17 protein-coding genes and 1 riboswitch are annotated in these 20,195 nt (G+C 74.5%); of the genes, 10 read left to right on the top strand and 7 right to left on the bottom strand.

Annotation, left to right across the window (positions count from 1 at the left end):
* Window positions 1–55 precede the first annotated feature (55 nt).
* The gene (locus MT994_RS02260) at window positions 56–2,008 is read left to right on the top strand and encodes a glucoamylase family protein (RefSeq protein ID WP_354804950.1); all 1,953 of its coding nucleotides are present in this window, start codon (window positions 56–58) and stop codon (window positions 2,006–2,008) included.
* Window positions 2,009–2,044: 36 nt separating this feature from the next.
* Here the strand turns inward: MT994_RS02260 and MT994_RS02255 are convergent, their stop codons facing one another.
* The 5 genes from MT994_RS02255 to MT994_RS02235 form a co-directional block, all read right to left on the bottom strand.
* Window positions 2,045–3,061 (bottom strand): LacI family DNA-binding transcriptional regulator, encoded by a 1,017-nt coding sequence (locus MT994_RS02255; RefSeq protein WP_194521553.1) that lies wholly within the window; start codon window positions 3,059–3,061, stop codon window positions 2,045–2,047.
* A 160-nt stretch (window positions 3,062–3,221) separates the two neighbouring features.
* Window positions 3,222–4,391, bottom strand: coding sequence for a family 1 glycosylhydrolase (locus MT994_RS02250; protein WP_306303317.1), 1,170 nt, complete (start codon window positions 4,389–4,391; stop codon window positions 3,222–3,224).
* A gap of 23 nt (window positions 4,392–4,414) precedes the next feature.
* Window positions 4,415–5,308 carry a carbohydrate ABC transporter permease gene (locus MT994_RS02245; RefSeq protein ID WP_021481815.1) on the bottom strand — a complete coding sequence of 298 codons (894 nt, stop codon included), beginning with the start codon at window positions 5,306–5,308 and terminating at the stop codon, window positions 4,415–4,417.
* 1 nt (window position 5,309) lies between these two features.
* Window positions 5,310–6,233, bottom strand: a complete 924-nt coding sequence (locus MT994_RS02240) for a sugar ABC transporter permease (protein WP_021481814.1) — start codon at window positions 6,231–6,233, stop codon at window positions 5,310–5,312.
* A 15-nt stretch (window positions 6,234–6,248) separates the two neighbouring features.
* Window positions 6,249–7,538 carry an extracellular solute-binding protein gene (locus MT994_RS02235; RefSeq protein WP_021481813.1) on the bottom strand — a complete coding sequence of 430 codons (1,290 nt, stop codon included), beginning with the start codon at window positions 7,536–7,538 and terminating at the stop codon, window positions 6,249–6,251.
* Between the two features lie 141 nt (window positions 7,539–7,679).
* On the opposite strand from MT994_RS02235, the gene MT994_RS02230 reads away from it, so the two are divergent.
* Window positions 7,680–8,417 carry a TetR/AcrR family transcriptional regulator gene (locus MT994_RS02230; RefSeq protein ID WP_082774551.1) on the top strand — a complete coding sequence of 246 codons (738 nt, stop codon included), beginning with the start codon at window positions 7,680–7,682 and terminating at the stop codon, window positions 8,415–8,417.
* Window positions 8,414–11,836: a hypothetical protein gene (locus MT994_RS02225; protein WP_354804948.1), complete on the top strand. Its 3,423-nt coding sequence runs from the start codon at window positions 8,414–8,416 to the stop codon at window positions 11,834–11,836. Before MT994_RS02230 ends, MT994_RS02225 begins: the two co-directional genes overlap by 4 nt.
* 13 nt (window positions 11,837–11,849) lie before the next feature.
* Here the strand turns inward: MT994_RS02225 and MT994_RS02220 are convergent, their stop codons facing one another.
* Window positions 11,850–12,938, bottom strand: a complete 1,089-nt coding sequence (locus MT994_RS02220) for a DUF1080 domain-containing protein (protein ID WP_354804946.1) — start codon at window positions 12,936–12,938, stop codon at window positions 11,850–11,852.
* Window positions 12,939–13,028: 90 nt separating this feature from the next.
* Here MT994_RS02220 and MT994_RS02215 point away from each other — a divergent pair, with 90 nt between their 5' ends.
* Complete coding sequence (locus MT994_RS02215; RefSeq protein WP_354804945.1) at window positions 13,029–13,688, top strand: GntR family transcriptional regulator; 660 nt, start codon at window positions 13,029–13,031, stop codon at window positions 13,686–13,688.
* Between the two features lie 28 nt (window positions 13,689–13,716).
* Here MT994_RS02215 and MT994_RS02210 read toward each other — a convergent pair whose 3' ends face one another.
* Window positions 13,717–14,148 (bottom strand): hypothetical protein, encoded by a 432-nt coding sequence (locus MT994_RS02210; RefSeq protein ID WP_086150094.1) that lies wholly within the window; start codon window positions 14,146–14,148, stop codon window positions 13,717–13,719.
* Between the two features lie 283 nt (window positions 14,149–14,431).
* Between MT994_RS02210 and MT994_RS02205 the strand changes: the two genes are divergently transcribed.
* The 6 genes from MT994_RS02205 to MT994_RS02180 all read left to right on the top strand — a co-directional run bounded on the left by MT994_RS02205 (window position 14,432) and on the right by MT994_RS02180 (window position 20,180).
* On the top strand, window positions 14,432–15,883 hold the full coding sequence (locus MT994_RS02205; RefSeq protein WP_354804943.1) for a basic amino acid/polyamine antiporter: 1,452 nt from the start codon (window positions 14,432–14,434) through the stop codon (window positions 15,881–15,883).
* A 43-nt stretch (window positions 15,884–15,926) separates the two neighbouring features.
* On the top strand, window positions 15,927–17,198 hold the full coding sequence (locus MT994_RS02200) for an arginine deiminase (RefSeq protein WP_061268131.1): 1,272 nt from the start codon (window positions 15,927–15,929) through the stop codon (window positions 17,196–17,198).
* An 81-nt stretch (window positions 17,199–17,279) separates the two neighbouring features.
* Window positions 17,280–18,674, top strand: a complete 1,395-nt coding sequence (locus tag MT994_RS02195) for a hypothetical protein (protein ID WP_354804941.1) — start codon at window positions 17,280–17,282, stop codon at window positions 18,672–18,674.
* A 24-nt stretch (window positions 18,675–18,698) separates the two neighbouring features.
* Window positions 18,699–18,773, top strand: a riboswitch (Fluoride riboswitch).
* A gap of 41 nt (window positions 18,774–18,814) precedes the next feature.
* Entirely contained in the window at window positions 18,815–19,375 is a 561-nt protein-coding gene (locus tag MT994_RS02190) for a universal stress protein (protein ID WP_354804940.1), read from the top strand.
* A complete protein-coding gene (locus MT994_RS02185; RefSeq protein ID WP_354804938.1) occupies window positions 19,363–19,809 on the top strand; it encodes a CrcB family protein in 447 nt (148 codons plus the stop codon). The genes MT994_RS02190 and MT994_RS02185 overlap by 13 nt, the downstream gene beginning before the upstream one ends.
* Window positions 19,806–20,180 (top strand): CrcB family protein, encoded by a 375-nt coding sequence (locus MT994_RS02180; protein WP_354804937.1) that lies wholly within the window; start codon window positions 19,806–19,808, stop codon window positions 20,178–20,180. The genes MT994_RS02185 and MT994_RS02180 overlap by 4 nt, the downstream gene beginning before the upstream one ends.
* Window positions 20,181–20,195: the final 15 nt, after the last annotated feature.

Below are 20,195 nucleotides of genomic sequence, written 5' to 3'. Positions count from 1 at the left end.
CCCCATTCGGAAAGTTCGGCCGAAATTTCGGGGCCGCGACACGAAGGAGTGCCTGATGGATGGATCGACCGACCGCGCGTGCGAGACGACGCGGCGCCGACGCAGGGCGACGGGCCTCGTCGCCGGTGGGCTCGTCGGCGGGCTGGCGCTCGCGGCGGGCCTCGCCGTCCCGGCCGCGGCCGAGAGCGCCCCGGCCACCGCCGAGGGCGCACCGCGCACGGCGAGCGTCCCGGCGACGGCGACGTCCGCCGTCGGGCAGCCCGCCCTGACGGGCGCGCAGCGCGCGACGCTGGAGACGTACCTGGAGGACACGTACACCTCGCTGGAGGCCATGACCGACGAGGAGACCGGCCTGCCCGCGGACAACATCGAGGGCGACCTGGACCCGGCGTCGAGCAGCGCGTACACGTCGCCGACGAACATCGGCGGCTGGCTGTGGTCCACCGTCGTGGCGCGCGACCTGGGCCTGGTCGACGAGGCCGAGGCGCGCGAGCGCCTCGCGACGACGATCGACACGGTCGCGTCCCTCGACCGGCACGACGCGAGCGGCATGTTCTACAACTGGTACGACCCGGCGACGGGCGACCGGGTCGAGACGTGGCCGGACGACGGCAACCCGGTGCACCAGTTCCTCAGCTCGGTGGACAACGGCTGGCTCGCCGCGGGCCTGCGCGTCGTCGCGGAGGCGGAGCCGAGCCTCGCGGAGGAGGCGCTGGCCGTCTACGACGGCATGCACTTCGGTGCGTTCTACAACGCGGAGGCGCGGCCGGACCTCGGCGTCGGGCTGCTGCGCGGCGGGTTCTGGGACGAGGAGCCGCCCGGGTGCTCGGTCGCCGGGGACTACCTCGGCACGGGGACCGACGTCTACTACACGTGCCACAACTACGACACGACGGTCTCGGAGACGCGCATCGCGACCTACCTCGGCATCGCCGAGGGCGAGGTGCCGCCGGAGGCCTACTACGCGAGCTACCGGACGTTCCCGGACACGTGCGACTGGTCGTGGCAGGAGCAGAAGCCGATCGGCGAGACGCGCGAGCACCTGGGCGTCCCGGTGTTCGAGGGGGCGTACCGCTACCGCGACCTCGCGGTCGTGCCGGGCTGGGGCGGCTCGATGTTCGAGGCGCTCATGCCGGACATGCTCGTCCCCGAGGCGGAGTGGGGCCCGACGTCGTGGGGCGTCAACCACCCGCTCGTGGTGCGCGCGCACAAGGAGCACGGCCTCGACGAGGCCGGGTACGGGGCCTGGGGCTTCTCGCCCGCGAGCAACCCCTTCGGCGGGTACGCGGAGTACGGCGTCGACGCGATCGGCCTGCGCTCCGACGGCTACCTGTCCGACGGCGAGACCGACGTCGACCTCGGCTTCGAGGGCTGCCGCGAGGCCACGAACCCGGCGCCGGAGTTCGGTGACGGCGTCGTGACGCCGCACGCGTCGTTCCTCGGGCTCGCGTACGACACCGAGGGCGTGCTCGACAACCTGGCCCACCTCGCGGACGACCTCGACGCGTACGGGCCGGGCGGGTTCTACGACTCCGTCGCGGTCCGCTCGGGCACGGTCGCCGAGCGCTACCTGTCGCTCGACCAGGCGATGATCGTCGCCGCGATCGGCAACGTCCTCGACGACTCGCGCCTCAAGGACTACTTCGTCGACGACCGGCTCGAGCAGGCGCTGCGCCCGCTCATGGAGGCGGAGACGTTCTCGGCCGTCGCCGACCTCACGCCCGGCGTGGGCGCCGACGTCGAGGTCGAGGCGCGCTGCCTCGGCAACCGGGCGGCCGTCGCGGTGCGCGCCACCAGCACGTCCGACGGCCGCGCGACCGTCGAGCTCGCCACCCCGTACGGGACGCGGTCGTACGACGACGTCGCCCCCCACCGCAGCACCTACCGAGCGTTCTCGGCGCGCACGGCGGAGATCCCGTCGGGCACCGCGACCGTGACGGTGACGTCCGACGACGGCGCGACCGTCCAGGAGCTGCCGTACCGCTACGCGGGCGTCTCCTGCGGCTGACCCCACGCACCGCGGCCGACCGCCGTGCCGCGCGCGTCAGGCGCGCGGCGCGGCGGTCGACGCGCGCACGACGAGACTCGTCGCGAGCTCCGTGCGCAGGGTGCGGCCGCTCGCGCTGCGTGCCCGGTGCACGAGCGCGACGGCCGAGGCGCCCATCTCGACGAGCGGCTGGCGCACCGTGGTGAGCGGGGGGTCGGTCCAGGGCGCGACGGGCAGGTCGTCGAACCCGACGAGCGAGACGTCGTCCGGCACGGAGCGACCCGCCTCGCGCAGCGCCCGCAGCGCGCCGAGCGCGGTGTCGTCGCTGCACGCGAAGATCGCCGTCGGGGCGTCGTCGAGGGCGAGCAGCCGCTGCGTCTCCTCGTAGCCCGCGGCGACCCCGTAGGTGCTCAGGCGCACGAGGTCGTCGTCGACGGGCACGTCCGCCTGGATGAGCGCGGCGCGGTAGCCCGCGAGGCGGGCGAGCGCGTTGTCCTGCTCGGGGACGCCGGTGATCGTCGCGATGCGTCGGTGCCCCAGGGCGAGCAGGTGCGCCGTCGCCTCGAGCGCGCCCTGGAAGTTGGCCGCGCCGACGCTGAGCACGTCCTCGGGCGGACGGCGGCGCGGGTCGACGACGACGAGAGGCACCCCGGCCGTGGCGAGCGCGGCGCGCGCCTCGGCGTCGGGCACGGCGACGACGCTCACGAGACCGTCCGTGCCCCGGGCGAGCGCGTGCCGGACCCACGCCCCGCAGTCGTCGGGGTCCAGCTCGACGGACAGCACGACGTCGAGCCCGAGGCGCCGCGCCTCGGCCACCGCCCCGCGCACGACCGCCTCGGACCACGGGCCCTCGAAGTCGACGATCCGGACGTCGACGAGCCCCGTCCGCCGGGACGTGGGGGGCCGGATCTCGTAGCCGTGCCGCCGCAGGACCTCCGCGACCCGTTCGCGCGTCGCCGCCGAGACGTCCGGGCGCGCGTTGAGCACCTTCGACACCGTGGGGACGGACACCCCGGCGTCGGCCGCGACCCGGGCGAGGGGGACGCCCTGCCGACCCGGCTGCGACGCTGCCATCCGAGCCCTCCGTCCCTCGTGCGACCCGCGGCCGGTCCGGCCGGGGGAGCGTGCCCCGACTCCGGATCGTAGCGAGGCCCCGGGTCGCGACCGGGCCTGGCACGGACGACGACGGCCCGGCCGGGACCGCGAGGTCCGGACCGGGCCGCCGTGCGTGCGGTCAGTCGTCGAGCGAGACGGTCCCGCGGGCGACGCCGCCGAGCCAGCCGAGGCTGGGCTTGGGCGTGCGCTCGAAGGTCTCCGGGTCCCACGCGACGAGCCCGAACGTCGGGGCGAACGAGCCCCACTCGTAGTTGTCGAGCAGCGACCAGTGCAGGTAGCCGAGCAGCGGGAGGCCCGCCTCCATCTCGGCGTGCAGCGCGCGCAGGGCGTCGCGCGTGTAGTCGATGCGGCGCGCGTCGTCCGCCGTCGCGATGCCGTTCTCCGAGACGAGGACCGGCAGGCCGGTGATCTCGTGCCCGAGGCGCGCGGCCTCCGCGATGGCGGCCGGGTAGTACTCCCACCCGGTGAGCGTCTTCTCGGAGTCCTCCGGGGCGGGCAGCGGCCCGTCCACGGTGATGCGCGTGCGCGTGTAGGCCTGGACGGCGACGAAGTCGTCGCCGCGCGAGGCCTCGAGGAAGACGGTCTCGCGCGGGTAGGCGTACTCGCGCAGGACCTCCTCGGCGCCGGGGTCGGCGAAGAACTGCTGCGGCGCGACGGGCCACCCGACGGGCACCCCGACGGTCCGCACGAGCTCCACGGCCCGGCGGTGCGCGGCGATGAGGTGCTCGGTCGCGACCGGGTCGGGCGCGTGCATCGTGCCGGCCTGGAGCTGCTCGGTGCCCTTGGCGGCCGTGATCATCATCGCGAGGATGTTCGGCTCGTTGATGGTGAACACGTGCGACGCGCGGTCGAGCAGCGGCAGCACGTGCTCGACGTACCGCGCGAACCGCTCGACGGACCGCGGGTCGGTCCAGCCGCCGTCCTCCGCGAACCAGCGCGGCGACGTGAAGTGGTGCAGCGTGACGAGCGGCGTGACCCCGTGCTCGAGGCAGCAGTCGATCATGCGGCGGTAGTGGTCGACCTCGGCCCGCGAGAAGCGGCCCTCGGCCGGCTCGATGCGCGCCCACTCGATCGAGAACCGGTACGAGGTGAGCCCGGACTCGGCCAGCAGCCGGATGTCGTCGGCGTACCGGTGGTAGGAGTCGGCGGCGTCGCCCGACGGCTCGGCGAGGGTCGAGGCCGGGTCGACCTCGCGCGCCCACCAGTCGCTGTTGACGTTGTTGCCCTCGATCTGGTGGGCCGCCGTGGCGGCGCCCCAGACGAAGGACTCGGGGAAGGTGATCGACACAGGCTCTCCTCGTCGGTCGCCGGTCACTTGATGCCGGTCATGGCGATGCCCTGCACGAAGTAGCGCTGCAGGAACAGGAACAGGATGAGGATCGGCGTCACGACGAGCACGGACCCGGCCATGAGCAGGCCGTAGTAGGTGCCGTTCGAGCCGACCGAGTACAGCGAGAGCGCGACGGGGAGGGTGTACATGTTCTCCGTCTGCGCGACGACCAGGGGCCACAGGAAGTTGTTCCACGACCCGAGGAACGTGAGGATGCTCAGCGTCGCGAGCGGCGGCCCGCACTGGGGGAGCACGATCCGGAAGAAGACCCGGAACTCGCCCGCGCCGTCGATCCGGGCGGCCTCGATGAGCGCGTCCGGGATGCCGAGCATGAACTGCCGCATGAGGAACACGCCGAGCGGGCCGGCGAGGAACGGCAGGATGAGCGCCGGGTAGGTGTTGACGAGCCCCATGTTGGACACGAGCACGAACATCGGCACGAGCGTGACGACGCCCGGGACCATGAGCGTGAGCATGACGAGCGCGAACAGCACCTTCTTGCCGGGGAACTGCATCTTCGCGAGGGCGTAGCCGACCATCGAGCAGAAGACGATGTTGCCGAGCACCACGGCGACGGCGACGACGATCGAGTTGGTGAAGTACTGCCCGTAGTTGAGCTGGGACAGCCACCGCTCGTAGTTGTCGAGCGTCGGGTTCTCGGGCCACCAGGTGATGGGCCGCTGCAGGAGCTCGCCCTGCGTCTTGAAGCTGCCGAGCGCCATCCAGATGAACGGCATGAGCGTCAGGAGCAGCCCGACGACGAGCGCGGTGTACGTGGCGCCGCGCGACCAGCGGATCGGGCGTCGTGCTCGACGGCGCGGCGCGCCCTCCGGAGCCGACGTCGCGGAGGGGGTCCGCGAGGACGTGACGGTCATGTCAATCCTCCTTCGACCGCAGCAGGCGGAACTGGACGGCGGCGAGGGCGGCGATCAGCGCGAAGAGCACGTACGCGGCTGCGGAGGCGAACGCGTAGTTGCCGTACCCGAACTGGTTGTAGACGTAGTAGCTGATGGTCAGCGTCGAGTTGACCGGGCCGCCCTTGGTCATGACGAAGGGCTCCTCGAACACCTGGAGGAAGCCGACCGACAGCAGCACCGCGCCGAGCAGCAGCGTCGGGCGCATCAGCGGGACCGTGATGGAGCGGAAGCGCCGCCACGAGCCGGCGCCGTCGACCTCGGCCGCCTCGTAGACGTCGCGCGGGATCGCCTGCAGGCCGGCCAGGAAGATGATCATGAGCGTGCCCATGTTGCGCCACGCGGCCATGAGGATGATCGACGGCATCGCCCACGTGCTGTCGTTGAGCCAGTCGGGACCGTCGATCCCGACCCAGCCGAGCACGGTGTTGACGAGGCCCGAGTCCTGGAGGATGAACCGCCAGACGACCGCCACGGCGACGATCGACGTCACGACAGGCGTGTAGAAGCCGACGCGGAAGACGCTGCGGAACTTCTCGATGCCCGAGTTGAGCGCGACGGCCAGGGCGAGGCCGAGCACCATCGTCAGCGGGATGCCGACGAGGACGAAGTAGAAGGTGTTGACCAGCGCCTTGCGGAACAGCTCGTCCTGGAAGACGCCGGTGAAGTTCTCGATCCCGACGAAGTTCACCGCGAACGGGGTCTTGATGTCACGGATCGTGAGGTCCGAGAACGACATCCCGAACGACGCGAGCAGCGGCCCCAGCATGAAGACCGTGAAGACCGCGACGAACGGGAGCGCGAACAGCCAGGCGACGAGCGCTTGCCGTCGCCGGTGGACGGCGCCGGCCGTACGCCGGCGCCGTCCCTCGGTGGTGGTGGTCATGACTGACGGGCCCTGTTACCAGCCGAGCCCGAGCGTGTCGGCCTTGGCCTGGATGGCCTTCGCCGCGTCCTCGGAGGACACCTGACCGTTCGCGACCTTCTCGGCCTCGGTCTCGATGGTGGCCGAGAGCTCGTCCCAGCTCGGGACGGTCGGCGGGGCGATCGTGTTCTCGAGCTGCTCCTGGAGCACCTGGGTGCGGGGGTTCGAGGTGAGCGCCTCGTAGTCCCACGCGCTGTTCAGCGCGGGCAGGTCGCTCGTCGCGTCGAACCACGCCTGCTGCGTCTCGGGCTCGGAGAGCCAGCGGATGAGCTTCCAGGCGCCGTCGGCGTTCTTGGCCTCCGCGAAGACGCCGAGGTGCGCGCCGCCGATGTAGGAGTCGTTGTTGGCGGAGCCGGCGGGCACGGGCACGGTGGCCACGTTCTGCTCGACCCAGTCCTCGCCCTGGAGGTCGGCGAGCACGTTGACCATCCACGGGCCGGAGATGAACGCCGGGTCGGAGCCGTCGACGAACGCGCTGTTCTGCGAGTCGCCGTAGCCGGACAGCGGCGACAGGCCCTCGGTGAAGAAGGACGCGTAGTAGTCGAGCGCGTCGACCATGGCCTGGTTGTCGAGGTCGAACCCGTCGCCGGCCTCGTTGAGGACGGAGCCGCCGGCCTGCGAGTAGAACGGCAGGATGACCTGCGTCGAGTCCTCGGCGTCGCCCATCGGGAGCTGGAGGCCGTAGGTCGAGCCGTTGGCCTTCATGGCCTCCGCGAACGCGGTGAGCTCCTCCCAGCTGGTGGGAGCCTCGACGCCCGCGGCCTTGGCGAGGTCGGAGCGGTAGTACAGGACGCGCGTCTCGACGTACCACGGCACGCCGTACGCGACGCCGTCGGCGACGGTCGAGGCGGCGGCGCCCTCGACGAAGTCGTCGTTGTCGACGAGGCCCTCGGGGACGGGGGCGAGGCCGCCGGTCGCGACCATCGTCGGCATGAAGGACGAGCCGATCATGATCGCGTCGGGCACGGTGCCCGCGGCGACGGCGGTCTGGAACTTCGTCATGACGTCGGCCCACGGGATCGTGGTGACCTCGACGTTCGCGTCGGGGTTCTCCTCCGTGAAGCCCTGGACGAAGTCGGGCAGCTTCTCGCCCTCCTCACCCATCGCCCAGATCGTGATGTCACCCTCCGCGGGCGCGTCGTCCACCGTCGTGGTGGATCCGGCGCTGGTCTCACCACCCGTGGAGTCGTCGTCCGCGCGACCGCACGCGGTCAGGGCCAGGAGTCCGACGACGCCGATGGCGACCGCCTTGCGTCCGAGCTTCATGAGCAATCCTCCTCATCGAGCAGTCGGCTCGTCCGTGTGAGCCGCTGTGGAAACTACCTTAGCGTGCGCTCGGTTAGTATTTTCAACCGGGGCGTCCAGGCCGTACCGTTGGCGCCGACAGACCTGCCGAAGGAGACGGTGATGAACGAGAGCGACCCCGCAGGTGGCGGCGCCACGACGGGGACGGCCGGGGGCCCGGGGACGACGACCGCGACGGGCGCTCGCGGCACGACGGCGGCGGGCCTCCCCGACCGCCGCATCGTCCGCGGCGAGCAGCGCCGCCGCGAGATCCTCCGCACGGCGGTCGAGGTGTTCGGCGAGCAGGGCTTCCGCGGGAGCTCGCTGCGCGAGATCGCGGCCCGCGTGGGCATCTCCGAGGCCGGGCTGCTGCACCACTTCGGCAGCAAGGCCGGTCTCCTCACGGCGACCCTGGAGGAGCGCGACCGGCGCGACCGGGTGCGCCGCGGCGAGGACGAGGCCGCCGGCGCCGACCTGCTGACGACCATCCGCGACCAGGTGCGCCGCAACGCCGAGACGCCCGGCCTCGTGTCCCTCCACGTGGTGGTCGCCGCCGAGGCGACCGACGCGACCCACCCCGCGCACGACGTCGTCCGCGACCGCTACCGCGCGCTGCGCCACCAGGACGACACTCGCTTCCAGGACGCCGTCGCCCGGGGCGAGCTGCGCCCCGAGGTCGACCCGGCCGCGATCGGCCAGCTCTTCTCCGCCGTCATGGACGGCCTGCAGCTCCAGTGGCTGCTCGACCCCGACAACGTCGACATGGTCGCCCTCTTCGACCAGTTCCTCGCGCTGCTGCGCCCCGACGGCACGTCGCCCGCAGCACCCGAGCCCCGCACCACCGAGCAGGAGACCGCGTGACCCTCACCGCGACCGAGACCCCCGCCCGCGCCACGCTCACCTCGAGCGGACTGACCGTCGAGCTCACCGGCGGCGGCGACGTGCGCGCCGTCAGCACGGACGGCCTGCTCGTGAACCAGTACCTGCCGGGCGAGCACGACCGCATGCCCGGCGGCATCCTGCTGCGCGCCACGCGCCCGGACGGCACGGTCGAGGTCGCGCGCCTCACCGGCTCGGCCCCCGCCGTCACGGCGGTCGAGGTCGGCGCCGACCGCGTCGTGTGGTCGGGCGCCGCGCTCGGGCTCGCCACGCGCGTCGCGCTGACGCTCGACGGGCGCGCGCTCGTCTGGCGCGTCGACCTCACGGCCGGCCCCGCGACGGACGACGGGACGCGCTACGACGTCGTGCACGCGCAGGACCTCGCGCTCGCGCCGCCCGCCGCGGCGCTGTCGAGCGAGCCGTACGTGTGCCAGTACCTGCTGCACCGCGCGCTCGAGCACCCCGACGCCGGGACCGTGCTCGTCAGCCGGCAGACCATGTCCGCGCAGCCGCGCCTCCCGCTCGCGGTCGCGTTCCTCGTCGAGGGCGCCGTCGCGCACCTCACCGACTCGCTCCAGGTCTTCACCGCGCGCTCGCGGCGCGACGGGCTGCCGCACGGCCTGCTCGGCCCCGTGCAGCCGGGCGTGCTCCAGTACGAGTACGCGATGCCGACGCTCGTCTCGCGCCCGCTCGACCTCTCGACCGGGACCGCGGTCGTGCACGCCGTGACCGTGGTCGACGCCGACGCGCCCGGGCCGCTCGCGGCCCACCTCGACGAGGTGTCCGGCTGGGCCGCCGCCGCGGTCGCCGCCGCGGCCGCCGAGCGCCCGACCGCGCGCTTCACGCCCTCCGCCTCCGCGCTGCGCGACGCGCCGCTCCTCGCGGGCGACGAGCTCGGCGAGGCCGGGCTGCTCGCCGCCGTCGGCCTCGCTGCCGACGACGTGCTCCTGCCCGAGCGCGACGCCGACGGCACGCTCCTGTCGTTCTTCACCGCGACGGGGACGCACGTCGTCGACGCGCGCAAGGACACCGTGACCGAGCGCTCGCACGGGCACGTGCTCAAGGCGGGCGACGACGTGCTGCCCACGGACGACGTCCTCTCCACGACGGCGTTCGCGCCCGGCGTCTTCGCGTCGCACGTCGTGCTCGGCAACACCACGGCGAACCGCCTCGCGACCGTGCACCGCCACCACCTCAACCTCCTGCGCAGCAGCGGCCTGCGCGTGCTCGTCGACGACGGCCGCGGGCCCCGGCTCCTCGGCCTGCCGTCCGCGCTCGTGCTCGACGTCGGCGGCGTCCGCTGGCTCTACGAGACGCCGCTCGGGCGGGTCGACGTGCGGACCGTCGCGCACGACCGCGAGAACCGCATCGACGTCGCCGTGCGCTGCGAGCGCCCGCTGCACGTCACCGCGACCCTCGAGCTCGAGGACGAGGCCGGCGGCTGGCTCGCCGAGCACGTCCCCGCGGCCCCGGGCGACGCCGTCGTGGTGCGGCCCGTGCCGGGCGGCGACGTCGACGCGCACTACCCGGACCTGCGGTACGCCCTGGCGTCGTCCGCGCGGCTCGTCGTCGAGGAGGACGGTTCGGAGGCCGGCGCCGGGGGCGCCGCGTCCGGCACGACCCGCCGCCTCACGAGCACGACCGGCACCGGGTCGCTCACGCTCGCCCTCACCGGCTCGCTGCGCGGGACCGACGCCGCGCTCGGCCTCCTCGCGGGTGCGCACGACCCCCTGGCGGACGTCGACGCGACCCTCGCGCGCCACGTCGAGACCGTCCGTGGCGTCGTGCGGGGGCTGCGGTTCGCGCCGCACGCGACGGTCGAGACGCAGGAGCTCGACCTCCTCGTGCCCTGGTACGCGCACGACGCGCTGATCCACTTCCTCGTGCCGCACGGCCTGGAGCAGTACTCGGGCGCGGCGTGGGGCACGCGCGACGTGTGCCAGGGCCCGTTCGAGCTCGCGCTCGCGGGCGGGCGCCACGACGTCGCGCGCGAGATCGTGCTGCGCGTCCTGGCCCACCAGCACACGTGGGGCGAGTTCCCGCAGTGGTTCATGTTCGACGCCTACGCGGAGCGGTACAACGACTCCTCGCACGGCGACGTCGTCGTGTGGCCGCTGTTCGCGCTCGCCCAGTACCTGGAGGCGAGCGGCGACCTCGCCGTGCTCGACGAGCACGTCCCGTTCTGGGACCACGAGCAGCGCCGCCCGGCCGCCTCGGGGCCCGACGCCGCGGCGACGGTCCGCGACCACGTGGCCCGCCTGCTCGACCACCTCGACCGCGACCGCCTGCCCGGCACCGCCCTGCCCGCCTACGGCGAGGGCGACTGGGACGACACGCTGCAGCCCGCCGACCCGCGGATGCGCACCGACCTGGCGTCGACGTGGACCTCCGCGCTGCTCGTGCAGGCCGCGGAGCTGCTCGCCCGCACGACCGTCGGCCGCGACGACCTCGCCGCGCTCTCCGGGCGCGCGGGCGCGCTCGCGGCGGAGGTCCGCGCAGACCTGCGCGAGCGCGCCCTCGTGGACGGCGTCCTCGCCGGGTACGTGCGCCACGGCGCCGACGGCGACGAGCTCGTCATCCACCCGTCGGACACCGTCTCCGGGATGCGGTACCGCCTCATCCCCATGACGCAGTCGATCATCGCGGGCATCCTCACGCCCGAGGAGGCCGCGGACCACGAGCGCCTCGTGCTGGAGCACCTGCACTTCCCCGACGGCGTGCGCCTCATGGACCACCCGGCCGCGTTCGACGAGGGCGTGCCGCACACGTTCCTGCGCGCCGAGCAGGCCGCGAACGTCGGCCGCGAGATCGGGCTGATGTACGTGCACGCGCACATCCGCTACGTCGAGGCGCTCGCGGCCCTGGGCCGCGGCCGCGCGCTCGACGAGCTGCTGCGCATCAGCCCGGTCGACCTCGGCCGGCGCCTCGCGCACGCCGCCCCGCGCCAGCGCAACGCCTACTTCTCGTCGAGCGACGCGGACTTCCCCGACCGCGAGAGCTTCGCGCGCGACTTCGACGGGCTCCGCGACGGCAGCGTCGGGGTGCGCGGCGGGTGGCGCGTGTACTCCAGCGGCCCCGGCATCTACCTGCGCCAGCTCGTCCAGGGCGTCCTCGGGCTGACCGAGCGCGGCGGGGAGATCGTCGTCGACCCGGTGCTGCCCGCGGCGGCGGACGGCCTCGCCGTCGACCTGGACCTCGGCGGCCGCACGCGCCGCGTGGCCTACCGCGTCACGGCGACCGGGGACGGCGTGCAGGTGCGCGCCGGGAGCGGCCCGGACGCGCTCGCGCCCGTGCCGATGACCGCGCGCACCGGCGACTACCGGCAGCGCGGCGTCGTCGTCGCGACGCGCGACCTCGGGGACGCCGCGCACGTCGAGGTCACGGTGCCCGCCGGGTCGTAGGCCCGGCCGCCGGTCAGGTGCAGTCGACGCCCTCGTAGGGCGTCTCGACGACCACGGGGCCGGCGGCGCCGGGGACCGTGAGCGTCGCGGTCCCCGCGTCGACCGACGCCGCACGGGCGCTGAACGCGCGGTACGCGTTGCGCCCCGGCGCCACGGCGTCGAACGTGCGCTCGCCGGCGGGCGTGCCGAGCGTGACGTCGAGCGGGACGCTCCCGACGTTCTCGGCGCGGACGGCGACGTGCGCCGTCCCGCCGAGGCACCGCGCGTCGGCCTCGACGTGGACGGGCGGCAGCTCGCGGACCCGCACCTCGCGGAACGACACGACGTCCGGCGCGGAGCCGTGCGCCTGCAGGCCGACGTACCCGACGAGCCCGCGCGAGCTCGAGTCCGGGTCGAGCGGACGGTCGGGGAACGGCACGCCCGGCAGGTTCTCGTACTCGTTGATGACCACGCCGTCGCGGATCACCGTGTAGTGCTGCCCGACGACGCGCACCTCCAGCTCGTTCCACGTGCCCTTCGCGGTGGGCCGGGCCTCGTCGAGGCCGAGGTCGGCGAACCCGTAGACCGAGCCCGTCTTGCGGGGGTCGTTCGAGCCGCCCTCGGGGGAGTCGTTGACCTGGATCTCGTGGCCGCAGTTGACCGCGATCCACGACAGGTTGCCCGTCTCGTTGCCGTTGAACGTCGTCGGGCAGCCCTCGACCGGACCGGACAGGTCGGGGAACCGCACCTGGATCCCGCTGTTCGCGCGCGCGTCACCGGGGGCGTCGTCGCGGAACTCGACCACCATCGAGAAGTCGCCGTACTGACGCACCGGGTACCAGAGGGTCCCGAACCCGCCGCCCGCTCCGGCGCGGCTGCGCACCGTGCCGTCGTCGAGACGGTCGAACCCGCCGTCGCCCGCGTACTCCCACGCGTCGAACGACTCCGGGGTGCCGTCGAGGATCACCTCGTAGCCGTCGTCGGCGGGTGCCGCGGTGGGCACGACCGCCGCGGCGGGCGCCGCGAGCGCGATGCCCGCGGCCAGGGCCGTCGCCCCGGCGAGCCGGGCGCGGCGCACCCTGCCCTGGGTCGCGCGGGCGGGGGTACGGGTGGTGCTCGTCATCGGAACTCCCTCGTTCGACGCGGTCCCGTCCACCCTCGCACGGTCCGCGCGGGCTCTCAACGGCACCCGGGCCGGTGCGAGAATCGACGCGTGGCCGGAGCCGAGGAGCGAGTGCTGGAGTCCGCGCGGGTCGCGTCCCGGCTGCGGGACGAGATCCTCGACGGCGTGCGCGAGCCCGGCTCGCGCCTCGTCGAGCGCGACCTCGCCGCCGGGTTCGGCGTGAGCCGCATCCCCGTGCGCGACGCGCTCAAGGTCCTGGAGGGGGAGGGGCTCGTCGCGCTGCGCCCGCACACGTGGGCCGTCGTGCGGGCGTTCACCGACGCCGACCTCGCCGACCTGGACGAGGTCCGCACCGTGCTCGAGCCGCTCGCGTTCCGCCTCGCCGCCGAGCGCCACGAGCCGGCGGGGCTGGAGCGCCTGCGCGCGGCGCTCGACCGCGAGCAGGAGGGCGCGCGCTCCGCCGACCCCGTGGGGTCGCGCCGCTCGGCCGCCGACTTCCACGAGATCGTCACGGCGCTCGCGGGCAACCGGCTGCTCGACGACATGATGCAGGGCATCCGCAGCCGGATGCGCTGGGCGCTGTCGCAGCACGACGACCTCGCCGACGTCACCGACGAGCACGTGGCGCTGTTCGACGCGGTGCGCGCCCGGGACGGCGACCGGGCCGCAGAGCTCGCCGCGGCGCACGTCGAGAGCAGCCGACGGCGGCGGGCCGCCCTCGCGGCGCGCCGCGCCGCGTCCCGGGCCTGAGCGTCAGACCGCGCGTCAGGCCGGCGCGTCAGACCGGCCCGGACGTCCCGTCGCCGACCGACCGGGCCGGGATCTGGACGGCCTTGTCCCACGCGCCGACCAGGCGGCCGTCGGAGGTCTCCAGGCGGAACGGTGCGAGCGGGAGGTTGCCGGCCCGGCGCCGGGCCCGCAGCACGTCGAGCGCGTCCTCGTCCGTCTCGGCGCCGAACGGCTCGCCGCGCCGCGCACCGGTGGCGGTGACGACCCGATAGCTCGTCATCCGGTCGTCGTCGTGGTGGACCTCGTCGGCGAGCGCGGCGACCTCCTGGGCGATCTCGAGGCTCGGCAGCGCGCCCCATGTGCGGCCGGGGCCGTCGAGGGTCCAGGTGCCGGTGTCGTCGCGCCGGACGACGTACTCGCGCGAGGCGCTGCGGGCACGCCAGGTCCGGTGGTCGACGGCGGTCCAGGTGAGCATGTTCATGTGCGGTGAGGTGGGTCGGACGACGGTCGGTCACTCGTCGGTCGAGCAGTTCCCCCCTGCCGTGTCCGGCGACCCACCGGCAGCGTACGCGTACCGATCGCGCGCGCGTGTCCACCCTGAGGAGGAGATCGGGCGGCGGGTACGGCGCCCGGGGTAGGCCGCGCGGGGGACCCCGTCACCCGACGCGCGGCCCGACCGCGACGCTGCCATCATCGACCGGGTCAGCACGGCGCCGCCGACCCGCTCGGCGCGGGCCGGCACGCGAGCGCGAGGGGCGTGGGGCATGACCGCTGAGGGCACGGCGCAGGGCACGACGTCCGGCACCACGAAGGTCACCGTGCTCACGCTCACGGCGATGGTCGTGGGCTCCATGGTGGGGGCGGGCGTCTTCTCGCTCCCGCGCCGCTTCGCGCAGGAGACCGGGGTCGCGGGGGCGCTCGTGGCGTGGGTCGTCGCGGGCGCGGGCATGTTCACGCTCGCCCTCGTCTTCCAGCGGCTCGCGGTCCGCAAGCCCGGGCTCGACGCCGGGGTCTACGCGTACGCGAAGGCGGGCTTCGGGGAGTTCACGGGCTTCTACGCCGCCGCCGGGTACTGGGCGAGCGCGTGCGTGGGCAACGTGACGTACTGGGTGCTCATCATGTCGACGCTCGGGGCGTGGGTCCCCGCACTGGGCGCGGGGGACACGGTGCTCGCGCTCGTGCTCTCGTCGGTCGGGCTGTGGCTCTTCTTCGCGCTCGTGCGCCAGGGGATCCGGGAGGCGACCGCGATCAACCGGATCGTCACGATCGCCAAGCTCGTGCCCATCCTCGTGTTCGTCCTGCTCGCCGTGCTCGCGTTCGACCCCGCGGTCTTCGCGGAGAACCTCCACGGCGCCTCGTACACCGGGTCGCTGTTCGACCAGGTGCGCGACACCATGCTCGTCACCGTGTTCGTCTTCCTCGGGGTCGAGGGCGCGAGCGTCTACTCGCGGCACGCGCGCCGCCGCGAGGACGTGGGGCGGGCGACGATCCTCGGGTTCACGAGCGTGCTGGCGATCTTCGCGTCGGTGACGATCGTGTCCTACGGGATCCTGCCGATGGCCGAGATCGCGGAGCTGCGCCAGCCGTCGATGGCGGGCGTGCTGGAGACCGCGGTCGGGCCGTGGGGGAGCGTCTTCGTGGGCGTCGGGCTGATCGTCTCGGTCCTGGGCGCCTACCTCGCGTGGACCCTCATGGCGGCGGAGGTCCTGTTCGTCGCGGCCAAGGACCGGGACATGCCGCGGTTCCTCACCCGCACGCGCCGGGAGGACGTCCCGGTGAACGCGCTGCTGCTCAGCACGGCGCTCTCGCAGGTGGTCCTCGTCGTCACGTACTTCTCCGACGACGCGTTCGACTTCGCGCTCGACCTCACCGCGTCGATGACCCTCATCCCGTTCCTCCTGGCCGCGCTCTACGCGCTGCGGCTGCGGCTCACGCGCGAGACGTACGACGGCGCCCCCGCCCGCACCCTGACGGGCGACCTGGTCGTGGCGGTCCTCGCGTCGGCGTACACCGCGTTCCTGCTCTTCGCCGCCGGGCTCGACCTCGCGCTGCTCGCGTTCGTCTTCTACGCGCCCGTCACCGTCCTCTTCGTCATGACGCGCCGCGAGCAGGGGCGGCGGGCGTTCGGGCCCGCGGAGCTCGCGCTGCTCGGCGTCGTCGTGGCGCTCGCGGTGCTCGCCGTCGTCGGGCTCGCGACGGGGTGGGTGTCGCTGTGAGACCACCGGACCGTACCGACCGCACCACCGAGAGGGAGCACCCATGAGCGTCGCGTCCGCCGTCCCGTCCACCGTCCCGCCCGCGCAGCACGGCGTCCACTCGGAGGTGGGGCGCCTGCGCAAGGTCCTCGTCTGCGCACCGGGGCTGGCGCACGAGCGGCTGACCCCGACGAACTCCGACGACCTCCTCTTCGACGACGTCATGTGGGTGGAGGCCGCCCAGCGCGACCACCTCGACTTCGTCAACAAGCTGACGAACCGGGGCGTCGAGGTCGTCGAGCTGCACGACCTCCTCGCGCAGACGCTCGCGATCCCCGAGGCGCGGGCGTGGGTGCTCGACCGCAAGGTCGTGCCGAACCAGGTGGGCCTGGGGCTCGTCGAGGGCACGCGGGCCTACCTCGACTCGCTGAGCGAGCGCGAGCTCGCGCGGTTCCTCGTCGGCGGCCTCGCGACGACCGACCTGCCCGACGACTACCGCACCGGCTACGTGGACCTCGCGCGCGAGTCGACGGGCGGGTTCGAGTACCTGCTCCCGCCGCTGCCCAACACCCTGTACACGCGCGACACCACGTGCTGGGTGTACGGGGGCCTGACGCTCAACCCGCTGTACTGGCCGGCGCGCCAGGAGGAGACGCTCCTCATGAAGGCGGTCTACGCGTTCCACCCCGAGTACCGGGAGTCGACGGTGTGGTGGGGCGACCCGGAGCAGGACTGGGGCCAGGCCACGCTGGAGGGCGGCGACGTCATGCCGGTGGGCAACGGCGCGGTGCTCGTCGGGATGAGCGAGCGCACGTCGCGCCAGGCGATCTCGCAGCTCGCGAAGGCGCTGTTCGACGCGGGCGCGGCGGAGCAGGTCGTCGTCGCGGGCATGCCGCGGCTGCGCGCGGCGATGCACCTCGACACCGTGTTCACGTTCGCGGACCGCGACCTCGTCACGGTGCACCCGGCGATCGTCGACGGCATCCACACCTTCACGCTGCGGCCGTCGGACCGTGCGCCGGGCGTCGAGATCACCGACGAGGGCGACACGCCCTTCGTCGACGTGGTGGCGCGCGCCCTGGGCCTGCCCGCGCTGCGCGTCGTGGAGACGGCGGGCGACGCGTACGCGTCCGAGCGGCAGCAGTGGGACTCGGGGAACAACGCCGTCGCCATCGAGCCGGGCGTCGTCGTCACCTACGACCGCAACACCCTGACCAACGCGGCGCTGCGGCGCGCGGGCGTCGAGGTCGTGACGATCGTCGGGGCGGAGCTCGGGCGCGGCCGGGGCGGCGGGCACTGCATGACGTGCCCCGTCGCGCGCGACCCGCTCGACTGAGACGCCGCTCGGCGGACCACCGGCGCGGCGCGGCTCCCGGGATACCCTGCACGAGCCGCCCACGACGAGAGGACCCGCCCGATGTCCGACCCCACCGAGCCGTACGAGCCGGTCGACGACCAGACCGTCATGCGGCCGCCGCGGCGGTACGGGGACGACGGCGCCGCGACCCCGGGCGGGACGCCGCCCCCGCCGCCCCCGCCCGGACCGGGGCAGCCCCACGCCCAGGTCCCGTACGGCACGGACCCGTACGGGCAGCGCGGGGCGCCGCCCGCGCCGCAGGGGTACCGCGGCCCGGACCCGCACGCGACGATCCCGCCGGCGGACACGGGCGCGACCTGGCCCCCCGCGGAGACCGGCGCGACGTGGCCGCCCGCCGCGACGTCGTCGGGCCACACCGCACCCCCGCCGTCCGGGCGCACCGCGCCGCCGCCCGGGGCGTACGCGGGCGCGCCCGGCGCGCCCTACGGCGCCCCGCCGCACGGCACCCACCCCACGGCTCCGTACGGCAGCCCGTCCGCGCCGTACGGGGCGCCGTCGGGCCCGGGCTACGGCGCCCCCGACGACGCGACGGTCGTCCCGACGGCGACCGCGCCGCCGTCGGACCCGTACGGCTTCTCCCCGTACGCGACGCCGCCGGGCCGCGGCCGTCGCCCGTGGCTCGTGCCGGTGCTCGCCGGGGTGGGCGCGTTCGGGCTCGTCGCGGGCGCCCTCGGCGTGTGGCTCGGGCTGCGCGACGACGCCGCGCCCGACCCCGGGCCGACCACGGCCGAGCAGGCGCCCGCGACGTCGGACGCGCCGACGGAGCCGGAGCCGGAGGAGACCGAGGACCCCGCGGACACCGACGTCACGGACGACGAGCCGTGGCTCGCGCAGGAGCACCGCGCGGGCGCGGAGATGGACCCGGAGAAGGGCCCCGAGCTCGCGCCGATGTCGTGGGCGTACTTCTCCGACAACGACTACCTCGTCAACGACGACCGCATCGCCCTCGTGGCGCGGCGGGACTTCGCGTGCGACGACGTCCCCGCGATCCCCGCGATCCAGGCCCTCGCGGGCTCGTGCCAGGCGGGGTTCGAGGCGCGCGTCGTGTCCGACGACGGCCCGACCGTCGCGCTCGACGTCGTCGTGCTGGACGTCGGCTCGAAGGAGGAGGCCGAGCGCGCCGCCGCGGCGTTCAACGACGCGCCGGAGGGCGACCCCCTGGCCGACACCACCGGCCCGGCCCACCCCACTCTCGCCGCGGCGGTCCCGCAGCCCGGGTTCCAGGGCTCGTACGCGATCCTCGACGACGGGGACGCGCCGTCGGTGATGCTGAGCACGGGCACGGTCGTGATCATGTACCGGCTCGGGATCGACGACGGGCTGGAGCGCGACCAGGTGCTCCCGGTCGCGCAGGCCGTCGGGTTCGTGATCACGGACCACGAGCTGGCGAAGTCCTTCGACGAGAAGAAGTTCGCGAAGCCCAAGGCCGGCTGAGCGGACCGTCCCGGCGCTGGCTACGCTGGGAGCGGTGATGGATCCCGCCGGGGCGCAGCCGCCCGAACCGCCGCCAGGGCTGATGGTTCCTGACTCGTCGCACGTCGGCGGGCAGGACGCTGCCCGCGGGAGGAGGCCCCATGAGAGCACGGCCGCACGCGGGGCCGGTGCCCCAGCCCGCGCTCGACCGGATGGTCCCGTTCGCGGGGCACGCCGTGGTGGTGGGCGTCGTCCCGGGCGGTGACCCGCTCGTCGTCCGCACGGCGGCGGCCTGGGCGGACGCCGCCGGGTCCCGGCTCGTCGCGGCGTACGCCGACGCGTCGCGCGCCGTGGTCGAGGAGCACGCGGACGGGTCCGTGACGCACGCGCCCCTCGACCCGGACTCCGCCGACGACGCGTGGCAGGACACCGCCGAGCGCCTGCGCGCCGAGGTCGGCGCGGAGCTCGCGGGCGCACGCGTGCCGTGGGAGCTGCGCTACCTCGCGGGGCGGCCCGACCGCGCGCTGACCCACCTCGCGCGCGCCGTCGACGCGGCGGTGATCGTCGTCGGGTCGCGCGCGCCGGGCTCGCTCGCGCACGTGCGCGAGCTCGTCGAGGGGTCGGTCGCGGTGCACCTGGCCCACCACCAGCACCGTCCCGTGCTCACGGTCCCGCTCGCCGTCGTGGACTGGAAGGAGATCCGCACCCCGTGGGAGAGGTGACGCGCCGGACCCCGCTGCTCGCGCTCGCGGGCCTCGTCGCGGCCGGGGGAGCGGTCGGCACGACGGCGCGCGCGCTGCTCGAGCAGGCGTTCACGCCCGTGCCGGGCGCGTGGCCGTGGACGACGTTCTGGATCAACCTCGTCGGCTCGTTCGTGCTCGGCGCGCTGCTCGAGACGCTGCTGCGCGCGGGCCCCGACTCGGGCGGGCGCCGGGCCGTCCGGCTCGGGTGCGGCACGGGCGTGCTCGGCGGTTTCACGACGTACTCGACGTTCGTCGTCGAGGTCGAGCGCCTCGCGAGCGGCGGGCACGCCGCCCTGGGCACGGCCTACGCGCTGGGGAGCGTCGCGCTCGGGGTCGCGGCGGCGGTGGGCGGCGTCGCGCTCGCGGCCGCGGCCCGACGGCGGCGCGTCGCCCGGGGCGGTGGCGCGCGGTGACGGGGCTCCCCGACCTGCTGCTCGTCGCCGTCGCGGGCGGTCTCGGTGCGGCGTCCCGGTTCCTCCTCGACACGGTCGTCGCGCGGCACAACCGCTGGTCGACGCCGCTCGGGACGCTCGTGGTCAACGTGACGGCGTGCTTCCTGCTGGGGCTGCTCACGGGCTGGGGGGCGACGCACCCGGGCCAGGGGGACGTCGTGGCCGTGCTGGGCGTCGGGTTCCTCGGTGGGTACTCCACGTTCTCGACGGCGTCGGTCGAGGGGGCGCGGCTCCTGCTCGCGGGCCGCGGCGCGGTCGCGCTCGTGCACGCGCTGGGGATGCTGCTCGTGTGCTTCGCGGCCGCCGTGGCGGGGATCGCGCTCGGGGGGTGAGGCGTCGGGCGTCCA

The sequence above is a fragment of the Cellulosimicrobium sp. MI9406 genome, assembly GCF_040595865.1.
In the GTDB taxonomy this organism is placed as follows: Bacteria; Actinomycetota; Actinomycetes; order Actinomycetales; family Cellulomonadaceae; genus Cellulosimicrobium; species Cellulosimicrobium funkei.
The sequence above is the reverse complement of the archived record's forward strand: the minus strand, read 5'-3'. Positions and strand labels throughout refer to the sequence as shown.

What these genes read in the sequence shown, in the direction of transcription:
- MT994_RS02260 (WP_354804950.1), top strand. Translation starts at nt 56, where the DNA reads ATGGATGGATCGACCGACCGCGCGTGCGAGACGACGCGGCGCCGACGC.
- MT994_RS02255 (WP_194521553.1), bottom strand. Translation starts at nt 3,061, where the DNA reads ATGGCAGCGTCGCAGCCGGGTCGGCAGGGCGTCCCCCTCGCCCGGGTC.
- MT994_RS02245 (WP_021481815.1), bottom strand. Translation starts at nt 5,308, where the DNA reads ATGACCGTCACGTCCTCGCGGACCCCCTCCGCGACGTCGGCTCCGGAG.
- MT994_RS02240 (WP_021481814.1), bottom strand. Translation starts at nt 6,233, where the DNA reads ATGACCACCACCACCGAGGGACGGCGCCGGCGTACGGCCGGCGCCGTC.
- MT994_RS02235 (WP_021481813.1), bottom strand. Translation starts at nt 7,538, where the DNA reads ATGAAGCTCGGACGCAAGGCGGTCGCCATCGGCGTCGTCGGACTCCTG.
- MT994_RS02230 (WP_082774551.1), top strand. Translation starts at nt 7,680, where the DNA reads ATGAACGAGAGCGACCCCGCAGGTGGCGGCGCCACGACGGGGACGGCC.
- MT994_RS02220 (WP_354804946.1), bottom strand. Translation starts at nt 12,938, where the DNA reads ATGACGAGCACCACCCGTACCCCCGCCCGCGCGACCCAGGGCAGGGTG.
- MT994_RS02210 (WP_086150094.1), bottom strand. Translation starts at nt 14,148, where the DNA reads ATGAACATGCTCACCTGGACCGCCGTCGACCACCGGACCTGGCGTGCC.
- MT994_RS02205 (WP_354804943.1), top strand. Translation starts at nt 14,432, where the DNA reads ATGACCGCTGAGGGCACGGCGCAGGGCACGACGTCCGGCACCACGAAG.
- MT994_RS02200 (WP_061268131.1), top strand. Translation starts at nt 15,927, where the DNA reads ATGAGCGTCGCGTCCGCCGTCCCGTCCACCGTCCCGCCCGCGCAGCAC.
- MT994_RS02195 (WP_354804941.1), top strand. Translation starts at nt 17,280, where the DNA reads ATGTCCGACCCCACCGAGCCGTACGAGCCGGTCGACGACCAGACCGTC.
- MT994_RS02190 (WP_354804940.1), top strand. Translation starts at nt 18,815, where the DNA reads ATGAGAGCACGGCCGCACGCGGGGCCGGTGCCCCAGCCCGCGCTCGAC.